Below are 23,831 nucleotides of genomic sequence, written 5' to 3'. Positions count from 1 at the left end.
TTGATGGCTTTCTTTACCAGTCGCATTGACTTTTGGACAGGACGCGTTCGCCAAACCATCCATCCAACAAAAGAGACGGGCCACAGCGGTGGGAGCAAACCCACAATTATGGCGGCATTTTTTAAGATTTTTTTGCGCTTCAAGTCTCGCTGTTTAGGGTACCGCCGTGTTTCAATAGCACTTTCAGGCGTGGCCGTGTCCGGGGAGCGGAGGATGGGTGATGTGCTTGAAAGTGCAGCCGGCAGTCGGTCTCGCGTCCTAACGCTGCTCGCAGGTGCCGGCGCCCCTGTTAGATTTTTGGATGCCTCGATTGCCTTGAGTATAGAGGAAGAGGTCTTGTCTACCGGTGCATCCATGTCGTCGGTGGTGCTTGTTTTTAGAAGAGACAACTACATGATACGCGTCGGTTTTCGGATGCGCAATGCGTGTCGAAAAAGGAGGATGTCTGTGTACACGAGGAAATTTGGGAATTGTTACTGGGGGGATTGTCGAATGCCGATTGTCGAATGATGGGAATTAGGGGCGGAGGGGATGATCTGTGTTTTCGTATTTCCGTGTTTCTGTACTTTATCCACATGCATACTGCCTAGCCAAGCATGTTGCCCAGTATTTCCTTGAGTATTTTTGCGCCGGTCATCGCAGTTACGCCGTTTATGTCACGGGAAGGATTTAGTTCGACAAGGTCTGCGCCCACTATAGGCACAGGTATGTTTTGGATAATGCTGATCAATTCGCGCGTGGTCAGGCCGCCGGGTTCGTGGTGTGAGATGCCCGGAGCAAAGGCTGGGTCGAGCACGTCAAGGTCCACGGAGAGATAAACTGGGCCCTCAATTGAGAGGGATTTATAGGCTTGCCAGTTTTGCATGTCAAATATTTCAACACCAAACCGATCAGCTTGCTGTTGCTGGTGGGCATTCATGGTTCGAATACCAACCTGAATGAGCCGGCTGGCAAGGCCATTCTCCATAATTCGCGCAAAAGGAGAGGCGTGGGAAAGGGGTTTGTCCGCAAAGTTGTCGTATAGATCCGGGTGCGCATCAAGGTGCAGGATAGTCAGATTCTCATATTGTGTGCTGTAGGCTTTAAGGATTGGATAGGTGATGGAATGGTCGCCACCAAGTGATACTACACGGTGATTCTCCGAGAGCAGTTTGGCTACAGTCGCGGAGATGGTTTCGGGCCAGGGGTGTCCCGTTTGAAAATCAATATTGCCCTGGTCGTGGAGGGTGGGGTGGTTGTCCAGATTGAGCCCATTTTCGGTGGTCAGGTTGCTGGATGGGCTGTGAAGCGAAGTGCGCAAGGCAGCCGGCGCTTCTGCTGCTCCCTGCATAAAAGACGAACTGCCATCCCAGGGGATACCAAGTAGAGATACCATAGCTTAAAGGGAATCACGTACTGCGCAACTTAAGTACCTTGAAGGCGGTACTGCCGGCAATGCTTTACATGTATGTTTCGGAATTGAAATATAGCAAATTGCCCGTACCTGTTAGACAAGCATGTCATAAAATTATTAATAGTACGAAGCACTGTGTTTGGCCTTAAGGCGATAGGTTTATGAAAAAAATCGACTACCAGGATGTATTACAAACCATCCATGCTCAGGTACAACCGTTGATTGGCAAGGGGCGGATGCCAGATTACATCCCACAGCTCGCCCAGGTGCCACGGGAGCGGTTTGGTATGTCGGTATACACGAAGGAAGGGGAGGTCTTTGGTGTTGGGGACGCCGATATGAACTTCTCCGTGCAGAGTGTATCGAAGTTGTTCACCCTCACACTGGCTATGCAGTTGATCGGTGATAAGATCTGGACGCGTATGGGTCGCGAGCCTTCAGGGACCCCCTTCAATTCGCTGGTTCAATTGGAGTATGAGCAGGGTATTCCGCGCAACCCGTTTATCAACGCCGGCGCGATTGTAGTCACAGACATTATTCTTTCTCATTTGCCCGACGCCAAGCAGACCATTCTTGATTTTGTGCGTGGCCTCTCAGGGAATGATTCCATCGCGTTTGATTTGTCGATTGCACGATCTGAGCAAGAAGTTGGCTACAGGAATGTAGCACTGGCCAATCTGATCAAGAGTTTTGGCAATATGGAAAACAGCCCTGATGAGGTGCTTGATGCGTATTTTCACCATTGCTCACTGGCAATGAGCTGCGAAAATCTTGCGCGGGCAGCGCTGTTTTTGGTAAACGGAGGTAGGCTGCCGTGGACCGGTGAGCAGGTTGTAACACCGCGTCTCGCCAAATACATCAAGTCCCTGATGCTTACCTGCGGGACCTATGATGTAGTTGGCGATTTTGCATACCGCGTCGGGCTACCCAGCAAGAGCGGGGTAGGCGGAGGAATTCTGGCTGTGATGCCGGGTGAGTTCAGCGTGTGCGTTTGGTCGCCATGCCTGAACGATGCGGGTAATTCGCTGGCGGGTACCAAAGCACTTGAGCTGTTTACCACCCTAACCCAACGCTCTATTTTCTAACACGTTTTTTGAACGCTGTCGGCGTGTTAATGGATAATGCCCCAGCCCCAGGCAATTGTGGTTATGCGCCAGCCTTCGTTAGACCTGTGGAGCGTCATCAGTTTATACTCAGGTTCTTCGCGGCGTTGGTTCACCAGTCGAAGACGCGCCAGGGCGACATTTTCATAGATTTCAATGCTCAGGAGCTCTTCCTCATACATCATGTCGCCACCACCTTCTTCAAAACGGAACTGGCTCTCTCCGTATATACCTTCCCGGTCGACGTAGCGGTAGGCACCTTCTGGGTGCATGGATAGCTTTTTGTGTTCGAGGCTGCCGGTGTGATCGCCGATGTAGAAATTTTCAATGGTCTTCATAATGGCATCGCGGTCCGGCGACGGAGCAGGCGTTACGTCCCATGCGAGGGTAGCGAGCAGCGCAGTAGCAGCAAGCGCTAGTGTGAAAAGGCGAACGTTTTTCATAAGTGTTTTTCGATGATAGTGGGGTGTTGACAGGTTTTCTTGTGCGAATTCCCATCTACATTGTTTCGTTTTTTAGCATCAAGTGCTGTTTTTTTAGCAGATAAATTGATCAGCCGGCCCAGTGCAGCATCTTAGTTGGATTCGAAATGGCTGACCAATTTATTTACGATAGTGGGAGCGTGTACAGCGGGGATGTCATGTCCCATATTAGCGATCCACATGGTATCTGCATTGGGCAATGCACTGGCCGTTCGTTGCCCATGTGCCATCGGAATAAATGGGTCGTTTTGCCCATGGATTACCAGCGCCGGCATCGAGAGTTTGCCCAGTGCTTCGTATCGGGCATCCGACTGCATCACGGCAGCCTGGTGTTGTGGCGATACTTTGCTGTTGTATCCCCGGCGCTCCCGAATATTATAAAGCGTCTGCTCTGACATTTCCTGGATGTTCAACGGGTAATCTGCATCACCCATCAGAATTGCCCGGCTTGCGAGGTGCATTTTGATCGTGTTTTTCTCGCCGCCAATAACCCCGTATTTGAGGGCCACCCGAATGAGCGCAAACGCAACGCTGCCAGAAATAGGTGGCAGATTCGGGTCTGTTATATGGGCGGAAGACATGATAGAAGTGAGGGTCTCCACACGCTCCGGGTAAAGGATCGCAAATTCTTGCGCAATCATGCCGCCCATAGAAACGCCTACAATGTGAGCTTTATCGGTATTGATAGCATCAAGGATGGCAACAGCATCACCGGCCATATCCGTGAGTCCGTATGGGTTACTGCTGTTCCAGTTGGGCATCCAATCTGACAGGCCGGTACCTCGGTGGTCGTAGCGCACAACTTCGTAGCCGGCATCCAGCAAAAGATCTACAAACGAATTGGGCCAGCCAAGTGCATCGTTGGAGATGCCCATAATCAGGAGCGCAACACCTTTTGACGTATCGGGTGGTGTAAGATGTTCATACCAAATGTCGACGCCGCCTGCGCTAATCGTCGCCGTATCGCCTTTCACAATGTCGGGCAGGGGCTGTGCAAAGACGTTGTCGAGAGTCTGGGCTGTATGCGCGGGTAGTTCTGGTCCTGAAGAAGCGATGTAAAGTGCGCCGGCGCCAACAAGCAGCAACAGTGCAATGAGCAGATATTTCAGGATTTTCATCAAGCAGGGGTGGTTAAATCATGGCTGCAGGGGTGTTACGCGTGAAATGAGGAAAGTATGCCGATTGTCGAATGCCGATTGTCGAATGCCGAACGATTAGAATTAAAGGGTAGCGTGCATATCAGTCGCAGGAAACATCTGCGTACGATGATTGCAAGCGTCCCACCCAACTTGATTGGGTATCCACCGGGATAGCAGGCGGTAAGCGTGCTTGTTCAGTAGCGATTGCCATATCTGTGGATTCCCAGTCAAGCTGGGAATGACGTTGTGCTGTTCTGTAGATTCCGATTTTCAACCTTTAAACGAAAACCCGAAAACCCGAAAACCCGAATCACGTAATCCTCATCAATGACTCCTTAACCTAATTCATTGCATCGTGCCAGGCTTGAAATCCTGGTGCTACGGATTCGAGATTGGTTATGGCAGTTGCAGTGCTCCAATTGGAGACATTTGACCAGTCCAGTTTGGTTTTAAGGTCCGAAAACAACGCAATGCCGTGGGTCTTGAACAATTCGCCGGCTTTTGCTGCAAAAAGGCTCTGGTACCAGCCGTAGTTTTGTGCGCCTTCTGGCGTTGCAAGGAAGCCGTTGTATTCCGCTTCAAAAGCTTCGAGCGTTGTGTATTTCGGGCTGGGTAAATTCAACATCGCGGTTGTGAAGGTGTCCCATATTGCAGCTCGCTGCGTATCAAGTGCTTGCATGACAGCATAGGCCAGGTACTGAGCGAGTAGTTCATCGAGCCAGCGAAGGGGCGGGCCGTCTATGTCGGGAGGATAGAGGTATTCAGAAGTATAAACATGTCCTATTTCGTGGAAACCGATATTGCTGATCATTGTGCGGGCATCGATCTCATTCAGCAGGCCCACAAATCCAGGATATAAAACGCTCTCTTCGGGTGTTGCCGGCATTACAACAACCCAGGGGGCGTTTAGGGACGCATAGGGCAAGCCATAAGGAAACGGCCAGACTGCCGGCCAGTCATCCCTTGAAAGCAGGGCCACGTTAATTTCGGTTGAGACGCGGAGCGACGTTGCAAGGTATGCGGCTGCTTTTGCGAGCAACGCGCTCAATTCGGTGGCCTGTATTTTTTTGCCGGATGAATAGTGTACCGGCAGCGCCCCCGTTGTTGCTTCCAGTTCAAGGGCATGGACGCGAATGAGCGTTGAGTCTGTTTGTGCAAATGTCGCACGGGGCAGGCTCGTCATCGCAATACAGACAATGGACATCAAGCCAACAAGGCTTGATAACAGGCGGGCATTGGGAGGCATTGTCATGTTTTTTGTAGATGTGCTACATGTATTGGTTGTCATCGCACCTTGAAGGGTATAGGCAAGCTCATGATCATCATGACAGGCTTGCCGGTTTTGGTGCGGGTTCAAATCGAGGATTCCTGCGCCTTTTGCGCTATTCGGATATCCGGTTTTCATCTAGCCCAAGTTTATTTGAAGAAACGCTTTCTATTGATCCATGCGACATAAGGCTATAGAAAGTGACATTCATTAAATAGCGAGCTTTATCGCAACTTACTCGGCCTGTCGAAGCATGCGTAGATCTGCTTTGGTAATTGCCTCCAGGTTGCGGGTGATTTTTTTTATATCCCAGTTCCACCAGGCAATGCTGAGCAGTGTTGTAATGGTGTCCTCGGGAAATCGTAGGCGAATGACTTTGGCTGGATTGCCTCCGGCTATGGCGTACGCCGGCACATCGGTTGTTACCACAGATCGGGACGCAATGATGGCGCCGTCGCCAATGGTAACTCCCGGCATGATGAGCGTGTCATACCCAATCCACACATCATTGCCGATTACAGTGTTGCCTTTGTTTGGCAGGGTACCCGGCTCAGGCGTTGCTTTTTCCCAGCCTTCCCCGAAAATGTAGAACGGATACGTAGAGAAGCCATCCATTTTATGATTCGCTCCGTTCATGATAAACTTAACGCCACGCGCGAGTGCACAGAATTTTCCGATAATGAGCCTGTCGCCAATAAATGGAAACAGGTAGAGCACATTGTTTTCGAATTGCTCAGCGCTCTCCGGATCGTCGTAGTAGGTATAATCACCTATTTCAATTTGAGGATTGGATACCGTGTTTTTGATATAGCAGATTTGGTCAAATCCTTTCATGGGATGGGGATTTGTCGGTGCGGGTCCGTGCATGGCAATGTGTGATTGGATTAGCGATCTGTGGCGTTTTGCTTGTATGCCATCAGGCAACGTTGTACGTTGGGTGTAGGGGCTTCAAACGTATGCGTGAGGCCCAGTACGTTTACCAATGTATTGTACTTTTTTGATATGAAAAAACTGGCAGCTGTATTTGTCGCTTTTGTAGCCCTGAGCCATGTCGGCATCATGGTTTTGGAAATGTTTTTCTGGGACCATCCGGTGGGGCGTGAGATCTTTCAAATGACGCCTGAAGTTTCGGCTTCTTCTGCGGTGCTGGCAATGAACCAGGGCCTCTACAATGGCTTTCTCGCCGCCGGCCTGATCTGGGGCTTGATGGCAAAACGGACAGACGTGCAGCTGTTTTTCCTCGGCTGCGTGGTTGTTGCCGGCATTTTTGGTGGGCTCACAGCTAAGACCAGCATTATGTTCACCCAGGGCCTGCCGGCACTGATTGCCTTTGCGCTGGTGTACATGTCAAGCAGGCAACCGGCCAATCAGGAGGCGGTGTCACTTCAGTAATGTCACAAGCCGACTGTCTTCAAAGTTAGCAGTGCGGAGTTTGTAGATGTATGTGCCGCTTGGTATGCTTTCGGATGCCTGGAATGCGATGCTGTGGTAGCCCGGCATCATATGCTCGTCGATGAGCTGTTTAATGACACGGCCATTCATGTCGTAAACGGTGAGTTGGACTGTACCTGGCACGGGTAAGCTAAATGACAACGTGGTGCTGGGGTTAAATGGATTTGGGTAGGCTTTGTGTAGCGTTGGTGTATGTGCAAGGGGCCTCTGCAGAGAAATGGCATCGCTGTATTCGAACGCGCCATCAAAGTCGATTTGTTTTAGCCGGTATTGTAGCATGTGCCCGTTAAGGCCTTTTGTGTTGTGGGTAAAGCGGTACTGTTGGGTTTCTGTCGTCGTTCCGGCTCCGGGTACAAAGCCTATCTTAGTAAAGGCGCCGTCGTTAGCAAATTCGATGTCGAAGCCGGCGTTGTTTTGCTCACTGGCTGTTGTCCATGTCAGGGTCACATCCTGGTCGTTTACCAGCCCTTCAAAGTGCGTCAGTTCAACAGGAAGACCATAGCAGATAGATTCGAATGCAGACAAATCCATACCCGCAGCTACATCTTTTTCTTCATGAACGAACATAATGCGATTTAATTTGAACTGGGTAGAACGTCCGGAAATCTGAATGACATTCCAGAAAGGTTCTTCGGTGGAGATATAGTAAATTTCATGCGGGTCATTGTCGACCGTGAAAGTATCAAACGTCCATCTGTTTCCTCCCTCGTTTTGGTAAACTTTGAACCAATCGTTTCCCAGATCAAGCGGATCGGATCCATCCGGGCGCACAGCTTCGCCTGAGTGATTGGGGAATCTAACCCATATGTCATTGTGCTCGGTGTTGTCGATTGCCGCTGAATGGAACAGGAGTCTGTAGCGTGCTGGCTTAGCTATACTGTCAGGAATCGTATAAAAAAAGTAGGAAAGAATATCCTGCCCCGGTTCGTCAATACCTGTTGCCGGATTTCCGGTTTTCCATTCCAGATACCCCTCATCCGTTGCACCACTGAGTCCATTCAGTATACCCCAGTTGCCATCAATAATATGCAGGTTTTCAGCCTCAATAACGAATAAGCTATCACTGAACCATTTATGATCGTGCCCTTGTGGACTGATCGGTGTGGCTGGACCAAGCAAGTCGATACACTCATCTGGATACGGCTGTGCTAGGGCGAAAGTGGGGCCAGAAAAAAATACTATTAATAGCCCAATCAAAAAAATCGATGCATGAGATTCAGCAAGTAAATGATACTATATCAGAAAGGCTCGTTGCAACCGTTCGTTTCTGGTTGCGAAGTTACGCACCGATGCAGGTGCTTGTTGGTATAAGAGGGGCTTTTAAAACAGAAGGAGATCGATTGCAATGCTGCAACCGTGCAATGTTTAAGGCATTTGCTGGGTATTGTTTCAGCTTGTAAATGACTCAGGCAATGGATTTACCAACAGGCCGGCCCATTTTTAAGTAGCTCTCGATCCCCTGTGCCGTATTATTGATGATGTCGGAGTCAATCTCCCATCTTCCAGACTCACCAATCACAATCACGGTGGAGCCGCCGAAAAGAAACATGCCTTTCTCATCCCCGCGCGCAAACTGCTTGCCGCTGTAGGTCTGTTGAATCTTACCCACACACGTAGCCCCAACCTCCACGTAAGCCAGTTTGCCGAAGTGCGTTGTCTCCATTATGGTTACATGCCGTTCATTGATCATAAAGATGTCTTCCCGAAAGGCCAGTGCCCATGGATTGACAGAATGCAGTGCACCGGGAATACGCCAACTGTCAAGTACTTCACCATCATCCGGGAAGTGAAAGCGGTGATAGTCAACCGGACAAAGGCGCGCAATAAATCCGGGGCCGTTATCGAAATACGTTTCCCATGTTTTGTTGTTTAACAGGGCACCTGCTTTGAAAAAAGATCCTTTGACGGGAATGGATACGGTGTCATCCAATTGGTTGTAGGCAAAATACCGCGCATCGCACGGTGCCGGGAAGCTGGTGCCGCTTGCAAACGGACGGGCAATGTTGGTGACGCGTCGGGTAAAAAACTTGTTGAACGACGTGTAAGGTGTTGCCTCTGATTGCCCTTCTTCAGGCAGGAAATCAACCATGTTGATACCGAACTGCGCAATGAAAGGCGCGACCTTTTTTGCGGAAGCCGGCCGGTCTTGCAGCCAACCGTAAAACTTGCTGAACGGCGGGAGTGCAATTAGTGCAGAAACGAGCCGGCCTATCCAGGTGCCGTACAACAATTTAACCCAGGACCCGCCGTACACCTGTTCTTCGTGGGCGATGCCAGTTTCGATGTCTATGTAGCGGATTGGGGCGAGCTGTTTCACGATTTTCTGGGCGTTCTCGTCATTTCACGCAGGTGGTCTGCGCTGTTAGGTAGTGGGCCAAGGCATATTCAGAGCGTTCGTTTAGGTTTCATTAATCGACATCGCGCATTGCGTCATGTATCCTTGCTGTTGGTTGATACGTAGTGTTTGCAGAGCGTATCAGCAAGGAAGGATATTGTAAACCTTCGCGCAGTAAACCGTGTCTATTCGAGTATTGTGCAAGGCTTCGCCAACTGGTATGTATTTAGCAAATTAACACGTGGGACATCAAATGAAAAGAAGAACGTTTGTGCAGCAACTGGGCATGAGCGCCCTGGCATTGGGAACAGGTACGTTGCGTCTGGACAACCCTTTGGGCCGGCGTCCCTCGCATTTGGTGACCTTCAGTTTTGATGACGGATTCAAGAAGTCATTTCTGGAGGCTGCCCGAATCCATGAGCAGCATGGCCTTTCGGGATGTTTCAATGTTATAGCCTCAGCGCACTTACCCGAATTTGTGGAGCCCGACGACTACATCAAGAAGCATCTGATGGGTGATTTTGACACCTGGAATAGCTTACAGGATAGAGGACACGAAGTGATGGTGCATAGCTGGGCGCACAACAACCTCGCCCGCTTACCAGAAGAGCGCGCCAAAAAGCTGATCGATAAGTCACTTGATTACTTTGAAAAACACCTCGACGGTTTTAAGCGGAAAGATGCCATTTTCAATTTCCCGTTTAACGCATCAACGCCGGCACTGGAGGACCATACGTTGGCGCAGGTACGAGCCATTCGAACGGGCGGCAACTGGGATGTTAATCCATTTCCTACTGCTGAAACGCGCCGGCTAAGCTGCGTCATCTATCCCAGACCAGGAAACGGCGATGCCTGGGTGGAGAACCATGTGAATACGTTCCTGGAAAATGAGCAAGGTGGGTGGCTGATTGTCAATACGCACGGTTTGGGAGACGAAGGGTGGGGACCCATCAGTGCGGCCTATCTGGACAAGCTGCTGGGCCGGCTGGTAAAACTAGCCCAAGTCGAGGTCCTGAATGTTACACAGGTACTCGACAAGTACGCCTGACATTCGGCGCTACCATGCAATAGTGCCGTGCTCCTCCGCGAAGTAAAACAGCATATCAGCATGGCCGGGGGAGTGTCCGAGCATCCTGATCATCAACATGACCTGTCCGCGATGGTGTACCGCGTGGTTGGCGGTGTGCTGCATAAGCTCGCCAAGGGGCATGGAGCGAATTGCGCCGGCGTTTCCCGGATAGCTAATGATGCGCGCCAGGTCTTCTTCTTGCAGGGTATCAAGAAAAGTTTGCATGTGGTGCCTGACCTCGTCGAAGGTGTCCCGCAACGATTGCAGGGTTAGGAAAGCGTCAGGTGTCAATTTGTTGGGCCGGGCAGGTCCACCGCATCGACTCATCCAGCCCCACTCAGCACTCAGGATGTGAACCATCGTATTCCTGATGGATCCAAAACTGCCGGCTACTTCCCTGGAAAAAGCCTCTTCGGGTAACTGTGCAATGACGTCGAAGAGCTTCTCGTTTGCCCAGTGACTGTAGTTGTAGAGCACTTTTAAATCATCGACAGTCATGTTGCTGGTTTTTGGTCTGTTTGATTCGGGAGTAAAGAACAGCCCTTTCTGGTGCAGGATCCGCGCACATCCCTTTTTTACGCTGTACTTAAGCCGGCTGTCGCTCCGAGCGAGTACTTATAAGCAGCGCATATTCAACACGGTTCCGTTTGTTATTCTGGTTTCGATTTCGTCCGCGAAACGTAAGCGAGCACCAGTAATACAGTGATAAGTAGTACGCTGTATTCTACGCCGTTGCGGCCGGCGCCAACCACAAACCAGCCTTCCTGGGCATGGACGAGTATGATGCCCATGATGAGTTGCCCTGCAAAATAGAGCGCTAGCCACTGCACCCACCGCCCAAGCGCCAGCATCAGGCCGCCAGCAATTTCGATGATGGTTATCGTCCACGCAATTGCGACACCAAAAGGGAAGCCAACCATATCGAGAAATCCTCCAAAATCATCTACAATGCCGAGTGAAATGCGGGCGATGCCGTGGATGATCAGTAAAATAGAAACGACTACGCGCAAGGTGAGGTAGCCAACGGATTCCGGGGACTTTGAAGAAAGCATGGGTGTCTGGTAAGTTGGTGGAGCTCCAACATCCAGAACTTTTGGCAATAATGCGATCCCGTTTTATCTACCCTTTTATTATACGATGCGCTATTTACGTGTAGCAATACGCAATATCAGCGCTACACCTACGGCTGATAAGGCACTCAAAAGCGTTAGAATACCGACTATGCTTATGGCTGTAAGTCCAGCAGGGTAGGCCGGATTGAGTGTGCCCATGGTAAGCGGGAGTAGTGCAAGGAGCAATCCTGTGACGAGGCCCCAGCCCGCGATTTGCGCTAGAGAAAGCGTGTAGATACCGAGATCGCCTCGGGCAAATCTGAGTATTCCGAAGAACAACAAGCCGGCTAGAAAGCCAGGCAACGCAAGCGCGATGCCCGGGTCAAACTTTCCGAGCGGGTCACCGGGGAGTAGGCTGCTAGCGATGCCCGTGAGTACACCAACGCTTGCCCAACCGATGGCCCAGAGCAAGCCCATCCCGACTGTACTCCGTACATGTTTTATCGATTTGAACATAGCTGTTGAGCGATAATCAGCGGCGCGAATATGCTTCAATATACAACTCGAGCGCTTTTAGGCCCGCATCCAGTCCTTTGCGCCCAAACCCAAGGCGGAAATGGTTGGCCGGCGTTTTCGTCAGATCTGAGCGATAAATCGAACCGGGCAAAAAAAGCACGCCATAGTCCTCAACAAGTGATTGGCAGAACGCATCAACACCATCTGCGCCTTTGTATTTAGGGAAAGCCATGCACGAGCCATCAGGAGGGCGCCAGTCGAACAGGTCGGTGTGGCGCGCAAAAAATGCATCCCATTTCGGCAGGTTTTTGTCGATGATGGCGTTGTTGCGCTGCAGAAGCTTTTTGCGGTTGCGTAGCGCAATCACGGCCAGTTGTTCACTCGGTCCTGAATTACAAATGGAAAGGTAGTGCTTCATGCGTTCCATTTTTGATAACACATGGGCGTCTGCACTGGCAATCCAGCCGACGCGCAAACCTGGCAAACCGTATGCTTTGGACATTACGTTGAGTGACAGGCCGCGCTCATATACATCAGTGATGTACGGGAGATACTGTGTGCCGGTGGGACCCAGGCCCTTAAAAATCTCATCATGCAGGATATAAATACCGTGTTTGCGGCACAGGTCGATTAGTGCCTGGTATCGGTCTAAGGGAAGAATTGCACCTGTAGGATTGTGTGGGAAATTGATGGTAACCAGTTTGGTGTTTGGCTTGATGGCATCAGCAACCCGGTCAATGTCCAGTGACCACCCGTCGGTGGGATCAAGGGGGATGCCGGTTGCCTCGCATATGGCTACGGGAAGCGTTTCGTGTGACTGGTAATTAGGGGTGACAACAATCGCGTGGCTGTCTTTGTCTAGCAAGACGGAATTGGCTGCAAAGATGCCTTCGCTAGCGCCGGCGAAACAGAGAATTTCGTCTGCACTCCGAGTCGAATAGAGCGAGGCAATGGTTTCTCGCAGGTTACGGGCACCAAACGTTTCTGTATAACTTAACCACAGGCCTTCAAATGCTTCACGCTCCTCGGGTGTAGCCATTGCAAGCAAGTCACGAATAGACAGGCTCTCCGCGTCAGAAGCCGTCATGTGGTATTTCGCTTTGAATTCCCACTTAGAGAAGTGCGTTTCGAGTCTGAAGTCAGGAAGCATAGCGGGCTCAGGAGTTAGTCAAGGTTTGGTAAGCTGTGGCAACCATTTTTGCAATCTGGATGTCTTGCACGGCAACGCCAGTGAGGTCTGCAATGGTTATCTGTTCATCGTTTGTGCGCCCCAGATGCGGGTTTTTGATTACACTGCCCAGTTCAAGGATAGCGTTTTGCTCGATCTTATGGTCGCGTATAGCGGCACAACATTCCCCGTGGTCTACACACTGTACGATGCTGTCTGCAACGACAAGGTCTGCTTTGTCCAGGAGATCAGAGGCAAGCTCCTGCTTGCCGTAATCGTCAGCCCCAACGGCAGTGATATGTGTCCCTTTTTTGACCTGATCCGAAAAGATCAATGGTTGCTCCGCCGGCGTCGTAGTCACGATTAGATTACATTGTGCAACGAGGGCTTCGAGATCAGCTGTTGCCTGCAAATCGATGCCCCATGCTTTAAAGCTGTCTTTTGCCTTGAGTTCAGCAACCATGTGCTCTGCCTTGCTGATGTTGCGGCCCCAAACGAGCGCTTTGTCACAGTGCACCACATCGCTCAATAATTCCAATTGAAGCCGCGCCTGTACACCAGTACCCACAATGCCAATTTTGTGGATATGTTGTGCAGCCAGATGTTTGGCAGCGACCGCTCCTGCGGCAGCCGTGCGCATGTCCGTAAGCCAGCCTTCATCTAGCAAAACGAACTGCACGGCACCCGTTTTCTGGTCAAAAACCAGCATTAACCCATTGTTGTTTGGCAAGCCCAGGTTGCTGTTCTGCGGAAAAGCAGAAGCAACCTTTAAAACGTAGTAGGCATCCCCGCTGATATATCCGTATTTGATGTGGACATTGCCGGGTGGATGCTCGAGCGGGAGGAAACCGACGGGAGGCACGGTTGCGCGTCCTTCTGAATAACTAACAAAGCCATACTCAATGTCCCTGATCAAGTCTGGGATATTGATGAGCGCTTTTATCTCGTCGAGGGAAAGTACTTTTTTCAAATTTGCACCCGTTTAGGGTAAAGAGCCGCCTGCCCTGTATAACTGCTGGACTTCGGTCGAGGTGAGGAGTTTGTGGTAGATTGCTATTTCGTCAAGCATCCCGGCAAAGTAGAGGGTCGGCCCATTGCGGCTAGACACTTTTCGGCCTAGCGTAACCGGTCCATCTACATAGACCAGGGAATCTGCATATCCATCATATCGCCCGCTTACTTCTTCTCCATCAATAAAGATTTGCATGCTGTCGATGCCGGCAATGAGTCCGGCGACATGATACCAGCGTCCGGGTATAAGTTCGACGCCGGCATGTTTTGTGTTTCGACTGCCAATCCCGGGTGCGCCTGCGTCGTTGATACTAAACGCAGGATTTCCGCCATTGCTGTCGAATGAGGTAAAAATACCGGCGTTGGCTTGTGTGTTGTGGTTCAGGTTGACGGCAGCTGCTGTTCTAATATTCTGATCAACTTTTACCCAGTAAGTAATGCTGAGGGGCGGCGCAACTTGTAAGGCCTTGCCGGCCTCCAGGTTGACAAAATCATCGATGCCATCCAGTACCAATGCGTGTGCCGGCTGGCCAAAACGGTCTTCGCCAAGCGTAGCACCATAAGGAATGCCGGTGTGCATATACCTCGCAACATCTTCCATGTCACCATCAAAAGGATAGAATGCCAGCAGTGCTTCTTGTGGAATCCTGTCGAGCAACGTAGCATCTGTAGCAGCCAGGTCAAGCGCATTGCGTGTACAGCTTAGCGCGGTGATGACCAGGAGAAAAAAGAGCAGTTTCTCGTGCATGGTGCTGCGCCGTGTCTACTTGAAAGGGATTAAACGACTAACTACAAGCAATTAAATATTGAGGGATTTCGTAAATCTTGTGCTGCATAACAGAACGGTATAGGCTAAAAACCTTCAACCTGTAACAGCAAACAGATCAATCCTTCAGGTTTTATTTGTTTGCACTAAGGGGCTATCCATTGATGGCTGAGAAGTGGTCTGCCAGGTGCATCGCGTGGGCACGTTCGTATTCGTTTTTAGTCAGCGTGCCATAGGCGAAGTGTGGCTTCAGGATGCTTTCTGAAGCCCTGAATGCGTCGATGGAATTCCGTAACCGCTGCAATGCTTGCTCGACGGTGACGGTTGGATTGAGCGCTTTTGCTCCCGGAATCGCCTCGGAAAGGTCGTGCGACATCCTGCCTCGCCAACTGAACACACTGAAGGCAACGCTGCCAACGGTTTTCTGGAAAAGCGCAGACTTGGGTTCTGGGAAGCCGGCCATGGAAAACTCAATACTCTGGGCGCAATGTATAAGGGTTTGCGGAAGAGAAAAAGCGGTGTCCGTAACCAACAATTCGATTCTGGATAACCGTACAGCCTCGTCGTAGCCCTGGTCCATGCTGTTGAACTGCAGGTCGCGGTCAATGAGGTCATCCTTGCGGCACCCTGACAGGATCAGGTTAGGCGCAGCAATAGCTGCCACTATTGATCCTTTGATAAAGCCTCTGCGGTCGGTCTGCATAATTCCTGGTTGCTACATTTATTCATCGTGCGCCACCGTGTAACAAAACACAGGGTAAGGCGCGCACTATGTATATACTGCGCAATCCATTAAATCGCCAGTTACGCCTGGCGTTGCCAGAGTCCTGATTGCACACCGCCTTGAATCAGGATGGCGCACGTGCCGTGTCCCTGTATTTCGGTTGGGGGGAGCGCCACAACCGCGCCGGCATCGGCTGCCTGGGCAGTGGCTGCCTCGATATCATCAACAAGCGTATACGCACGAACAATGGGTGTCTCTGATTCACTCAAGGGTGCGCGTATGCCAAGCATTCCGCCTTCATGTAGTGCTGTAGTGCGCGCACCACCAAGGGGCGCATCGGGCTCGCCAAAAGATACACCGTGCGTGGCTTCGAAGGTGGCGCACAGCGCGTTGACATCGTTGGTCACATACTCGAGGTAATGGATTTTCATGGTTTATGTTTGTTGATACGAATTGACGGTTGAAAGTATGATCCAGGTTTCTTCGTGTTTTCGTATTTCCGTGCTTCTGTTTTGTACGATTCCGAAACGGGGAGCAATGCTATTGTATGGGTCTTTTGATAAAAGGACATCAATCGACATTCGGCAGTCGAAAATCGGCATTACACGCAACCCTTGATGCGCATTTTTGACGGAGAATACCCGGTATTCAAGCTTTTACGGGAAAGCCCAGTGCCTGAAATTGCGCCTTAAGTGCATCCATTGAACCCCATGGATGAATGGGAGAATTGGCACGTTCATCAGGCGGGTTTTGTTCAAGCTGGTCAGACCACCCGCCACAGCCTGTTAGCGGTAGAAGCGGGCGTTTGTGTAGCCAGGCCAAACATACTTCAGAAATGGTGCCGGCGCGACCGCCAATAACGATGCAAGCGTCGCCGGCAAGTGCCATCATCAGATTACGCGCATCACCCATGCCGCACGGGATCAGGATACTACAGGGCCAGTCTGGCGCATTGATGTCGTCGCTCGGAATAATACTAACAACGGTGCCGCCGGCTGCATGGGCCCGTTCAGCAGCAACACGGGTAGCCGCACTACCACAGCCGCTTACCAGCGTGAAGCCAAGATCGGCAATCAACGATCCTGCTTGTGCAGCCAATTCATATCCTTTGGAGCCGGCATCGGCACTGCCCAAAACACAAATTTGTGGCGGCCGCTTCAAAAAATCTCTCATAATTCTCCACGCTACTTGATGGTGCTCGTATGAGGAAAGAATATAAGCTGCAGCGGATGTCAAAACCTTATGCGTGGTCGTGATTTAATGCTGAAATAAACTGTGGCGGGACGTGGTCTGTGAGCCATACGCCATTGGCTGAAAGGTAAAACGCATAGCCATCCGCATGCATGTGTGCTGCATCGATTTCTAGCAGGATGGGTGTACCTCGCCGGCTTCCTACCCGCGTTGCTGTTTCTATGTCGGGAGAAAGATGGACGTGCTGCCGGGACCTTTTTTGCAAGCCCTGTCTTTTTATGCTTTCGAGATACTTTGCAACGGTGCCGTGGTAAAGGATAGCTGGCGGTGCCTGTGGCGTAAGCCCAAGGTCTATCGTTTTGATTGAGTGGCCCTGATTGGCTCTAATTTTTGTCTCGTCTTCATTGAAGGCGAACCGCTGTTTGTCATTGGTGCGCACTACCGCTTTGAGGTCCTCCAGCGAAAGCGGCTTGCCAGCAGCCTCCATTGCGCGCAGCAATTCATCAACACCAATCCAGCCGGCATCATCAAGGGTGATGCCAATCAGTTTGGGTTTGTGGCGCAGCACCCGGCTCAGAAATTTGCTTATGACAATGTGCCTCGATTTCATTTTACGCCTTGTAAATCAACATCTTCAAAAGCCTAGAACCTCCAGTGCTTCCTCCAGGTCCTCAACCAACATCTCCATACGATCTCTGTGAGTCCGGAAAACACTGATGGCTATGCGAATAATGTACACGCCCTTCGCCGTTGTTGCGGTCAGGTGAATACGATTTTTTTTGTTGATGTAGGTCAGGACTTGACGGGATTGCGCATTCCTTTCATCCAGCGATTTACCACGCGCGGTCACCGTAAACCCTAGAATGGAAAGCTCAGCCGGCGCAACCACCTCGAGGGCCGGCATTGCGTTGATTTTGCTTTCAATCCATTGGGCAAGATCCAGCTTTTCATCAAGGTATGCGCGGAACGTTGCAAGGCCATGCATTTTGATGGGGAGCCATACCCGGAGGCCTCGAAAGGGACGGGTCAACTCAGGAGACAATTCGCAGAAGTCGACAAACGCATCGTCATCTTGCATCGGAGGCATATAGTCGCCTACTGAACTGTGGGTTGATTTGAGGTGTTTGCCCTCGTGTACCAGAAGCGCACCCGTTCCGTAAGGCAGAAACAGCGTTTTATGTGGGTCGAGGACAACCGAATCTGCCTTCTCGATACCGGCCAGTTTTTGCCGGCCGCGTGCTGTCATACAGAAGAAGCCACCATAGGCACCATCCACATGAAACCATAGGCCTTCTTGTTTTGCAAGCTTATGGAGGGCCTGTAACGGATCAACTGCTCCTGTATTGGTTGTGCCGGCGCTGCCAACGAGCATAAAAGGGGTTAGGCCACGGGCACGATCAGCATCAATGGTTGCTTTAACCCGTGCGGGATCGAGTCGGTAGTTTGCATCGCAGGGGAGCGCTCGGATATTTGCCCGGGGGAAGCCGGCCAGCAATGCTGCTTTGTTGACACAGTGATGCACCTGGTCTGATACATAGATCACACCACCCAGGAAATCTTCTCCGAGGTTCACATGCCGCGCTGTAATCAACGCGCTCAATGAAGCCATAGACCCTCCTGAGGTTAGGAAGCCACGCGCCGTTGACGGGTATCCGATGATGTCGCAGAACCAGCGGATCACGTTGGCTTCCATTTGCACAAAAGCTGGTGCAACAGCCGCTACGCCGACATAGCGATTCAGGGCGTTTGAGATGACGTCTGCCATGCCGGCATGCAAAAGTCCACCACCGGGGACATATCCGAGAAAGCCTGGCGAGGTTGGATTCAGGCTCTCTTTGCTTGCTTTGTCGAAAATGAAGTCCAGCAAGCCGGCGAACGCTGTGCCTGTTTCCGGTGCCGGCTCAATCATGCCTCGCAAAAACACCGGGTCGGCTTCATGTGTTAGATCAATTGGGTGTGTGTTGATATGTTCTATAAAATCGACCACTCGCGCAACAACGGCGTGCATCAATTGTGTGTAATTTTCACCCGTCAGTTCCAGTGCTTTGGTAGGCTGCATCAATGTCGCTATAAATTGTTATGGGGATACACAGCGCGTTGCAGTTCGCTGCATCCAACTGATCAGCAAGTGTAAGGCCCGCGGTCGAGAAAGTCTTGCTGACACAACTGATTTGTGCATCTATTTGTGGCTATTTGTTGCCCGAAGCGTTTTGCGTTGGTTCTGGTTGTGCGGTATCATTAAACGGGTTTGCTGTTACAGAATGCTAATCGTCCCTTGCTTTGAAGACAATCAACGTAGTTAAAGGTCAGGTTTTACAGACAAAAGGCGAATTGGATACGAAGGTCTACGTAGTGCAATCTGGCTTGCTCAGGAGCTATAGCATCGATGAAAATGGTAAAGAGCATATCTATCTCTTTGCGCCAGAAGAATGGATCATTGCAGATGCCTGCCGGCGGGATGAACCGTGCGAATTGTTTATTGATGCCATCGAAGACGCAACCGTCACTGTACATGAAAAAGTGCTGGGTACCAAGATTGTAGACCAACAACCTTTTATCAATCGCCTTCGCGTGTTGCAGAACCGGATTATCCTGTTGATGAGTGCTTCAGCCATCGAACGGTATGAGCACTTTGTTGAGACCTACCCAGACATTGTTCAACGCGTGCCCCAGCGTATGATCGCCTCCTATTTGGGGATGACGCCCGAGGCGCTGAGTAAAGTCAAAAGTGCACGTGTGAAAGGCAAAGTGGCTAAAGAATAAAGGCAGGTCTTTGAGCCTTCATTTCTTAATCTAGATTAAGGCCCGGTGTCAATATCCAGCATAAATTGGCTCGTGTATTGGATAATCATCGAACACCGAGGACATGAAGAATCACGAATCATTGCTGAAAATAGCTGCAGTATTGTGGGTAGTTTGGGGGCTTGTGCACATTTTTGCCGGCGGCATCACCATGTATTTTGTTCTATCAGGTGACATCTCTGCTGCTGTGAGTGGCATTGCTGATGGCATGGATCCCGCCACCCTCGCTATGGCGTACCCCGATGCTGCCGGCGCCATCATTGGGCAGCACGGTTTCAACTTGCTCTGGATAGGCTGTGTTACGTTGATTTGCGCGTTCTACATCTGGAAGAGGAACACACCCGCCATTTTTCTTGCAGCCCTGACAGGTGGTCTTGCCGACCTTGGGTATTTCCTGTTTATGGACCTGGGCGGCTACGTTAAATTTATGCCCGGCACTGTGATGACACTGGTTTCTGCTTCTGCCATCATCCTGAGTTTCTATGCGCACTATGCTACTAAGAAGCTTCCACAAGCTGCATAGGAATTAAGGATGGGTAGTTAAGCTGTACGTTAAAAAACTTGTCGCAATGCTTTGGCGATTGCGTGGTATTGTTTAGCTTAGTGGGAAGCCACCAATTCCCCTTTGTCAACGACACACCAGCTCGCTATGCATTTATCCGCGAAAAAGTGCGTATCCGCATTTTTTGTACTGCTCCTGTTTGTTGCAATGCCAGTCCAGGCGCAGCTAGACCTGGAAAAGCTCAACGACCTCAAAGCACGCAGCATCGGGCCGGCCGGCATGAGTGGCCGTGTTACCGCCATCGATGCCATAGTCGGGAAGCCCGATATCATCTACATCGGGACGGCTTCGGGCGGACTCTGGAAAACCACCAATGGCGGCACTGACTTTGAGCCAATTTTTGACGATGAGCCAACCCATTCCATTGGCGCAATTGCCATCTACCAGAAAAATCCAGACATCATTTATGTAGGTACCGGAGAAGGCAATCCGCGTAACAGCGCAAATGCCGGCAACGGCATGTACAAGTCCATTGATGGCGGCCACACCTGGCAGCACCTTGGACTCGACGACACGCGCAATATCCACCGTGTTTTTGTACATCCCAATAACCCGAATATTGTGTATGCCGGCGTGCAAGGCGCCGCGTGGGGTGACAGCGAACACCGCGGGGTATACAAATCTGTTGATGGTGGTGAAAGCTGGGATAAAATTCTGTACGTCGATGACCGCACCGGCGTTGGAGATATGGTTGTTGATCCGTCGAATCCAGAAAAGCTAATGGTTGCCATGTGGCATTTTCGCCGCTGGCCCTGGACATTCACATCAGGTGGCGAGACCTCAGGATTGTATGTCAGTCACGATGGAGGTGCCAACTGGGTGCAACGTACAGCCAAAGACGGTCTGCCAGCCGGAGAACTTGGCCGTCTCGGACTCGCCATTGCGCCGAGCAATACAAACGTTGTATATGCACTTGTTGAGGCGAAAAAGAACGCGCTTTACCGCTCTTCGGATGGCGGTATCACGTTCGGCATGATCAACAACACAGACAGGGTGAGCAACCGACCGTTCTATTACAACGACCTGTTTGTTGACCCCGTGAATGAAAACCGGGTGTACCACCTTGCCTCCGGCGTTCAGGTCAGTGACGATGGGGGTAAATCGTTTAAATCTATACTCGATGATGTACATCCTGATCACCATGCGTGGTGGATTGATCCGAATAACCCAAACCTGATCTACAACGGCAACGACGGTGGTTTCAACATATCGCGTGATCGTGGTGAGACGTGGCGTTTTGCTGAAAATCTGCCGCTGGCCCAGTTTTACCATATTCGCGTTGACAACAGCATCCCATACCGTGTGTGTGGTGGTTTGCAGGATAACGGCTCGTGGTGCGGCCCGAGCCAGGTATGGCGTGCCGGCGGCATCCGCAATACCTACTGGGAAGAAGTGGCTTTTGGCGATGGCTTCGACGTGATGATCCATCCTGATGACCCGGATGTTGGCTATGCAATGAGCCAGGGAGGCAACTTGCGCCGGTTCGAGTTGAAAACCGGATTTCAGAAAAACGTGAAGCCAATTCACCCTGAAGGCAAGTTTTTGCGATTTAACTGGGATGCCGGCATTGAGCAGGATCCGCGCGATGGCAACACAATCTACTACGGCAGCCAATACCTCCACAAAAGCACCGATCGAGGCGATACCTGGACCATCATTTCGCCGGACCTCACAACCAATGATCCGGAAAAACAGCAACAACTGGAAAGTGGGGGACTTACCTATGATGTGACAGGTGCGGAGAACTACACAACCATTACAGCAATCGACCCGAGTCCGCTTGAGGACGGCGTAATTTGGGTTGGGACGGACGATGGCAATGTGCAGGTGACCCGCGATGGGGGTGCCACCTGGACAAACACATCCGCTGCCATGAAAGGCCTGGCGCAAGGCGCCTGGGTAGCCCAGATCCAGGCTTCGCTACATACACCAGGAGAAGCGTTCGCCGTACTTGAAGATCACCGCCGTAACAATTGGGAGCCGTACCTGTACCGCACAAAAAATTATGGAAGGAGTTGGGAGCGGTTGACTGCGTCGGACGATGTTTGGGGCTTCACCCTTTCGTTGGCGCAAGACCCTGAAACACCCAACCTGTTATTCCTTGGTACTGAGTTTGGGTTGTATTTTAGTCTGGATGCCGGCGCAGCATGGCACGCGTTCAAAAACGGTGTGCCCACGGCTTCGGTAATGGATCTGGCGCTGCATCACCGCGACCACGACCTCGTGCTCGGCACGTTTGGGCGGTCTGTGTTGATTGTAGATGACATTCGGCCGCTGCGTAAAATGGCTGTGGAAGGTGCTGCGTTGCTGGACGCACCTTTGACTGTATTTGACGCGCCTGATGCATACCAGGCGGTTTATCGGCAGGCCTTGGGCACGCGCTTCGCTGCGCAGGCGATTTTTGCCGGCGAGAACCGCAAGCGAGGGGCCATGATCAGCTATTCCGTAAATCCGGCAGCTGTCAACCAGATGGCTGACGCAGGCACAAGCAGCGATGTCGAAGAGGCCGGACCAAACGCCGGACTTGAAGCGACAATGACGGAAGAGGACAGCAAACAGGAAAAGGCAGAGTTAACCGTTGAAATCCTGAATGCAGCTGGGGAAGTTATTAGAACCCTGGAGGGGCCGGCAAAAGCAGGCATCAATCGGGTGTACTGGGAAATGCGACAGAAAGGGATTCGCTTCAACTTCAACCCGTTCTTCGGTGAACAAGATGACGACGAAGACAAAGCGGAGCCGGCAGGGGCTGTTGTTTTACCTGGTATATACACCGCGCGCATCACGTACGGCGAGCATAGCAGCGAAACCACCATCAATGTAAAGATGGATCCCCGCGTTGAAGCTACACTGGCTGATCTGGAGGCGCGACGACTGATGTACAGCAATTGGGAGAAGGACGCGCATGTGTTTGTCCAGGCTGTGGATCAAATTAAAGATGCCCGCGCAAGCATCAAGGCAGTTGAAAGCCGGATGAAAGGGATGGACGGCGAAGCCGTGGATGCACTCAAGAAGCAGGGTGAAGCCTTAATTGAACAACTTGATGTGCTGAGCGAGCAACTGGCTGGTAAAAGTGTGCAGGGCATCCGGCGCGACCCCGGAACGGTTTTGTCGAAGTTGTTTGCTGCCCGCGGATACATCGCTTCCGGGTTCGATGCACCCGGTGAAAGTGCAGACATTGCGCTCGCCCAATCGAAAGCTGCAATGACTGCCGCACTCAATGAGGTGAATAGCTTCTTTGCCGGCGATTGGGCAATGTATCAGGCTGCAGTGCAGAACGCAGAAGTCTCGCTGTTCAAAAAACACGAAGCACTCCAGTTAACAGGAGACTCCAATTGAAAAACATGAAACGTCTTATTTTACTGCTGTTGCTGCTTATTGTACCCTTAAGTAGTGTGCTCGAGGTGCATGCGCAGCAACGAGAATCGTTTGATTATTGGCAGCACAACAAGACCATGGTCTGGCGCGGTGTGCAGGCACTCATGATGTGTAATGGCATCTTTGTGTCTGACCGAACCGTTGATCAGGTTTTCGAACAAGAACTGGCCTATATCCGAGGGCGATATGGCCCGGTTGTGAAGGAAGACTATGCAGTGGATGTGGTGCATCAAGCCGTCGGCGTTGGGTTGACTGACAATGGCCCTGCGATGCGTGCAGCTAATCGTCCGGGACTTGGGTGTGTGATGATGGCGCCGGATCAGACCTTTGAAGACGTCGCGGATTTGCCAGCGCTTCAACTGCCACCGCTGCCCGGTGACCCGGCTACCGTGTCCTGGCCAGATGGCGATCTGGTAACAGCAGC

Annotated in this window: 26 protein-coding genes; 7 read left to right on the top strand and 19 right to left on the bottom strand. The window is 51.3% G+C overall.

The window, feature by feature from the left end:
* Nucleotides 1–356 (bottom strand): hypothetical protein (locus AAF564_14680; protein ID MEM8486795.1); only part of this gene is annotated, 356 nt, incomplete at its 3' end.
* A gap of 230 nt (nt 357–586) precedes the next feature.
* The gene (gene speB, locus AAF564_14675; GenBank protein MEM8486794.1) at nt 587–1,375 is read right to left on the bottom strand and encodes an agmatinase; all 789 of its coding nucleotides are present in this window, start codon (nt 1,373–1,375) and stop codon (nt 587–589) included.
* Between the two features lie 188 nt (nt 1,376–1,563).
* On the opposite strand from speB, the gene AAF564_14670 reads away from it, so the two are divergent.
* Nucleotides 1,564–2,478 carry a glutaminase gene (locus AAF564_14670; protein ID MEM8486793.1) on the top strand — a complete coding sequence of 305 codons (915 nt, stop codon included), beginning with the start codon at nt 1,564–1,566 and terminating at the stop codon, nt 2,476–2,478.
* A 26-nt stretch (nt 2,479–2,504) separates the two neighbouring features.
* On the opposite strand, the gene AAF564_14665 is transcribed toward AAF564_14670, so the two are convergent.
* From AAF564_14665 to AAF564_14650, 4 genes are all read right to left on the bottom strand, one after another.
* Complete coding sequence (locus tag AAF564_14665) at nt 2,505–2,939, bottom strand: hypothetical protein (protein ID MEM8486792.1); 435 nt, start codon at nt 2,937–2,939, stop codon at nt 2,505–2,507.
* 131 nt (nt 2,940–3,070) lie between these two features.
* Nucleotides 3,071–4,096 (bottom strand): alpha/beta hydrolase, encoded by a 1,026-nt coding sequence (locus tag AAF564_14660; GenBank protein MEM8486791.1) that lies wholly within the window; start codon nt 4,094–4,096, stop codon nt 3,071–3,073.
* Nucleotides 4,097–4,457: 361 nt separating this feature from the next.
* On the bottom strand, nt 4,458–5,522 hold the full coding sequence (locus AAF564_14655) for a hypothetical protein (GenBank protein MEM8486790.1): 1,065 nt from the start codon (nt 5,520–5,522) through the stop codon (nt 4,458–4,460).
* Between the two features lie 96 nt (nt 5,523–5,618).
* On the bottom strand, nt 5,619–6,251 hold the full coding sequence (locus AAF564_14650; protein MEM8486789.1) for a Vat family streptogramin A O-acetyltransferase: 633 nt from the start codon (nt 6,249–6,251) through the stop codon (nt 5,619–5,621).
* A 135-nt stretch (nt 6,252–6,386) separates the two neighbouring features.
* Between AAF564_14650 and AAF564_14645 the strand changes: the two genes are divergently transcribed.
* Entirely contained in the window at nt 6,387–6,776 is a 390-nt protein-coding gene (locus AAF564_14645) for a DUF1304 domain-containing protein (GenBank protein ID MEM8486788.1), read from the top strand.
* Here the strand turns inward: AAF564_14645 and AAF564_14640 are convergent.
* The gene (locus AAF564_14640) at nt 6,765–7,955 is read right to left on the bottom strand and encodes a T9SS type A sorting domain-containing protein (GenBank protein MEM8486787.1); all 1,191 of its coding nucleotides are present in this window, start codon (nt 7,953–7,955) and stop codon (nt 6,765–6,767) included. The genes AAF564_14645 and AAF564_14640 overlap by 12 nt on opposite strands.
* 286 nt (nt 7,956–8,241) lie before the next feature.
* Complete coding sequence (locus AAF564_14635) at nt 8,242–9,153, bottom strand: phosphatidylserine decarboxylase (GenBank protein MEM8486786.1); 912 nt, start codon at nt 9,151–9,153, stop codon at nt 8,242–8,244.
* A gap of 271 nt (nt 9,154–9,424) precedes the next feature.
* Here AAF564_14635 and AAF564_14630 point away from each other — a divergent pair, with 271 nt between their 5' ends.
* Nucleotides 9,425–10,219 carry a polysaccharide deacetylase family protein gene (locus AAF564_14630; GenBank protein MEM8486785.1) on the top strand — a complete coding sequence of 265 codons (795 nt, stop codon included), beginning with the start codon at nt 9,425–9,427 and terminating at the stop codon, nt 10,217–10,219.
* 9 nt (nt 10,220–10,228) lie between these two features.
* Here the strand turns inward: AAF564_14630 and AAF564_14625 are convergent, their stop codons facing one another.
* The 11 genes from AAF564_14625 to AAF564_14575 form a co-directional block, all read right to left on the bottom strand.
* Entirely contained in the window at nt 10,229–10,738 is a 510-nt protein-coding gene (locus AAF564_14625) for a DinB family protein (GenBank protein ID MEM8486784.1), read from the bottom strand.
* Between the two features lie 152 nt (nt 10,739–10,890).
* Nucleotides 10,891–11,292 (bottom strand): DoxX family protein, encoded by a 402-nt coding sequence (locus AAF564_14620; GenBank protein ID MEM8486783.1) that lies wholly within the window; start codon nt 11,290–11,292, stop codon nt 10,891–10,893.
* A 90-nt stretch (nt 11,293–11,382) separates the two neighbouring features.
* Nucleotides 11,383–11,808 carry a hypothetical protein gene (locus tag AAF564_14615; GenBank protein MEM8486782.1) on the bottom strand — a complete coding sequence of 142 codons (426 nt, stop codon included), beginning with the start codon at nt 11,806–11,808 and terminating at the stop codon, nt 11,383–11,385.
* Between the two features lie 16 nt (nt 11,809–11,824).
* A complete protein-coding gene (locus tag AAF564_14610) occupies nt 11,825–12,958 on the bottom strand; it encodes an aminotransferase class I/II-fold pyridoxal phosphate-dependent enzyme (protein ID MEM8486781.1) in 1,134 nt (377 codons plus the stop codon).
* A gap of 7 nt (nt 12,959–12,965) precedes the next feature.
* On the bottom strand, nt 12,966–13,946 hold the full coding sequence (locus tag AAF564_14605) for a hypothetical protein (protein MEM8486780.1): 981 nt from the start codon (nt 13,944–13,946) through the stop codon (nt 12,966–12,968).
* A gap of 12 nt (nt 13,947–13,958) precedes the next feature.
* On the bottom strand, nt 13,959–14,735 hold the full coding sequence (locus tag AAF564_14600; protein MEM8486779.1) for a LamG domain-containing protein: 777 nt from the start codon (nt 14,733–14,735) through the stop codon (nt 13,959–13,961).
* Nucleotides 14,736–14,907: 172 nt separating this feature from the next.
* Nucleotides 14,908–15,456, bottom strand: coding sequence for a DUF1569 domain-containing protein (locus tag AAF564_14595; protein ID MEM8486778.1), 549 nt, complete (start codon nt 15,454–15,456; stop codon nt 14,908–14,910).
* A gap of 101 nt (nt 15,457–15,557) precedes the next feature.
* Nucleotides 15,558–15,908, bottom strand: coding sequence for a hydroxylase (locus AAF564_14590; protein ID MEM8486777.1), 351 nt, complete (start codon nt 15,906–15,908; stop codon nt 15,558–15,560).
* 217 nt (nt 15,909–16,125) lie between these two features.
* Complete coding sequence (locus AAF564_14585; GenBank protein MEM8486776.1) at nt 16,126–16,650, bottom strand: Rossmann fold nucleotide-binding protein; 525 nt, start codon at nt 16,648–16,650, stop codon at nt 16,126–16,128.
* 67 nt (nt 16,651–16,717) lie between these two features.
* The gene (locus AAF564_14580) at nt 16,718–17,278 is read right to left on the bottom strand and encodes an RNA 2'-phosphotransferase (GenBank protein ID MEM8486775.1); all 561 of its coding nucleotides are present in this window, start codon (nt 17,276–17,278) and stop codon (nt 16,718–16,720) included.
* A 24-nt stretch (nt 17,279–17,302) separates the two neighbouring features.
* Nucleotides 17,303–18,727: an aminotransferase class V-fold PLP-dependent enzyme gene (locus AAF564_14575; protein MEM8486774.1), complete on the bottom strand. Its 1,425-nt coding sequence runs from the start codon at nt 18,725–18,727 to the stop codon at nt 17,303–17,305.
* 221 nt (nt 18,728–18,948) lie between these two features.
* On the opposite strand from AAF564_14575, the gene AAF564_14570 reads away from it, so the two are divergent.
* The 4 genes from AAF564_14570 to AAF564_14555 all read left to right on the top strand — a co-directional run.
* Nucleotides 18,949–19,431, top strand: coding sequence for a Crp/Fnr family transcriptional regulator (locus tag AAF564_14570; protein ID MEM8486773.1), 483 nt, complete (start codon nt 18,949–18,951; stop codon nt 19,429–19,431).
* 103 nt (nt 19,432–19,534) lie between these two features.
* Nucleotides 19,535–19,993, top strand: coding sequence for a hypothetical protein (locus AAF564_14565; GenBank protein ID MEM8486772.1), 459 nt, complete (start codon nt 19,535–19,537; stop codon nt 19,991–19,993).
* A 126-nt stretch (nt 19,994–20,119) separates the two neighbouring features.
* Nucleotides 20,120–23,368 (top strand): hypothetical protein, encoded by a 3,249-nt coding sequence (locus AAF564_14560; GenBank protein MEM8486771.1) that lies wholly within the window; start codon nt 20,120–20,122, stop codon nt 23,366–23,368.
* 5 nt (nt 23,369–23,373) lie between these two features.
* Nucleotides 23,374–23,831: hypothetical protein (locus AAF564_14555; GenBank protein ID MEM8486770.1), on the top strand; the 458-nt coding region annotated here is incomplete at its 3' end.

This window comes from Bacteroidota bacterium (assembly GCA_039111535.1).
In the GTDB taxonomy this organism is placed as follows: domain Bacteria; phylum Bacteroidota; class Rhodothermia; order Rhodothermales; family JAHQVL01; genus JBCCIM01.
The sequence above is the reverse complement of the archived record's forward strand: the minus strand, read 5'-3'. Positions and strand labels throughout refer to the sequence as shown.

Coding starts and splice junctions, on each gene's coding strand:
- speB (MEM8486794.1), bottom strand. CDS start 1,375: ATGGTATCTCTACTTGGTATCCCCTGGGATGGCAGTTCGTCTTTTATG.
- AAF564_14665 (MEM8486792.1), bottom strand. CDS start 2,939: ATGAAAAACGTTCGCCTTTTCACACTAGCGCTTGCTGCTACTGCGCTG.
- AAF564_14660 (MEM8486791.1), bottom strand. CDS start 4,096: ATGAAAATCCTGAAATATCTGCTCATTGCACTGTTGCTGCTTGTTGGC.
- AAF564_14655 (MEM8486790.1), bottom strand. CDS start 5,522: ATGAAAACCGGATATCCGAATAGCGCAAAAGGCGCAGGAATCCTCGAT.
- AAF564_14650 (MEM8486789.1), bottom strand. CDS start 6,251: ATGCACGGACCCGCACCGACAAATCCCCATCCCATGAAAGGATTTGAC.
- AAF564_14645 (MEM8486788.1), top strand. CDS start 6,387: ATGAAAAAACTGGCAGCTGTATTTGTCGCTTTTGTAGCCCTGAGCCAT.
- AAF564_14630 (MEM8486785.1), top strand. CDS start 9,425: ATGAAAAGAAGAACGTTTGTGCAGCAACTGGGCATGAGCGCCCTGGCA.
- AAF564_14625 (MEM8486784.1), bottom strand. CDS start 10,738: ATGACTGTCGATGATTTAAAAGTGCTCTACAACTACAGTCACTGGGCA.
- AAF564_14620 (MEM8486783.1), bottom strand. CDS start 11,292: ATGCTTTCTTCAAAGTCCCCGGAATCCGTTGGCTACCTCACCTTGCGC.
- AAF564_14615 (MEM8486782.1), bottom strand. CDS start 11,808: ATGTTCAAATCGATAAAACATGTACGGAGTACAGTCGGGATGGGCTTG.
- AAF564_14610 (MEM8486781.1), bottom strand. CDS start 12,958: ATGCTTCCTGACTTCAGACTCGAAACGCACTTCTCTAAGTGGGAATTC.
- AAF564_14600 (MEM8486779.1), bottom strand. CDS start 14,735: ATGCACGAGAAACTGCTCTTTTTTCTCCTGGTCATCACCGCGCTAAGC.
- AAF564_14595 (MEM8486778.1), bottom strand. CDS start 15,456: ATGCAGACCGACCGCAGAGGCTTTATCAAAGGATCAATAGTGGCAGCT.
- AAF564_14590 (MEM8486777.1), bottom strand. CDS start 15,908: ATGAAAATCCATTACCTCGAGTATGTGACCAACGATGTCAACGCGCTG.
- AAF564_14585 (MEM8486776.1), bottom strand. CDS start 16,650: ATGAGAGATTTTTTGAAGCGGCCGCCACAAATTTGTGTTTTGGGCAGT.
- AAF564_14580 (MEM8486775.1), bottom strand. CDS start 17,278: ATGAAATCGAGGCACATTGTCATAAGCAAATTTCTGAGCCGGGTGCTG.
- AAF564_14575 (MEM8486774.1), bottom strand. CDS start 18,727: ATGCAGCCTACCAAAGCACTGGAACTGACGGGTGAAAATTACACACAA.
- AAF564_14565 (MEM8486772.1), top strand. CDS start 19,535: ATGAAGAATCACGAATCATTGCTGAAAATAGCTGCAGTATTGTGGGTA.
- AAF564_14560 (MEM8486771.1), top strand. CDS start 20,120: ATGCATTTATCCGCGAAAAAGTGCGTATCCGCATTTTTTGTACTGCTC.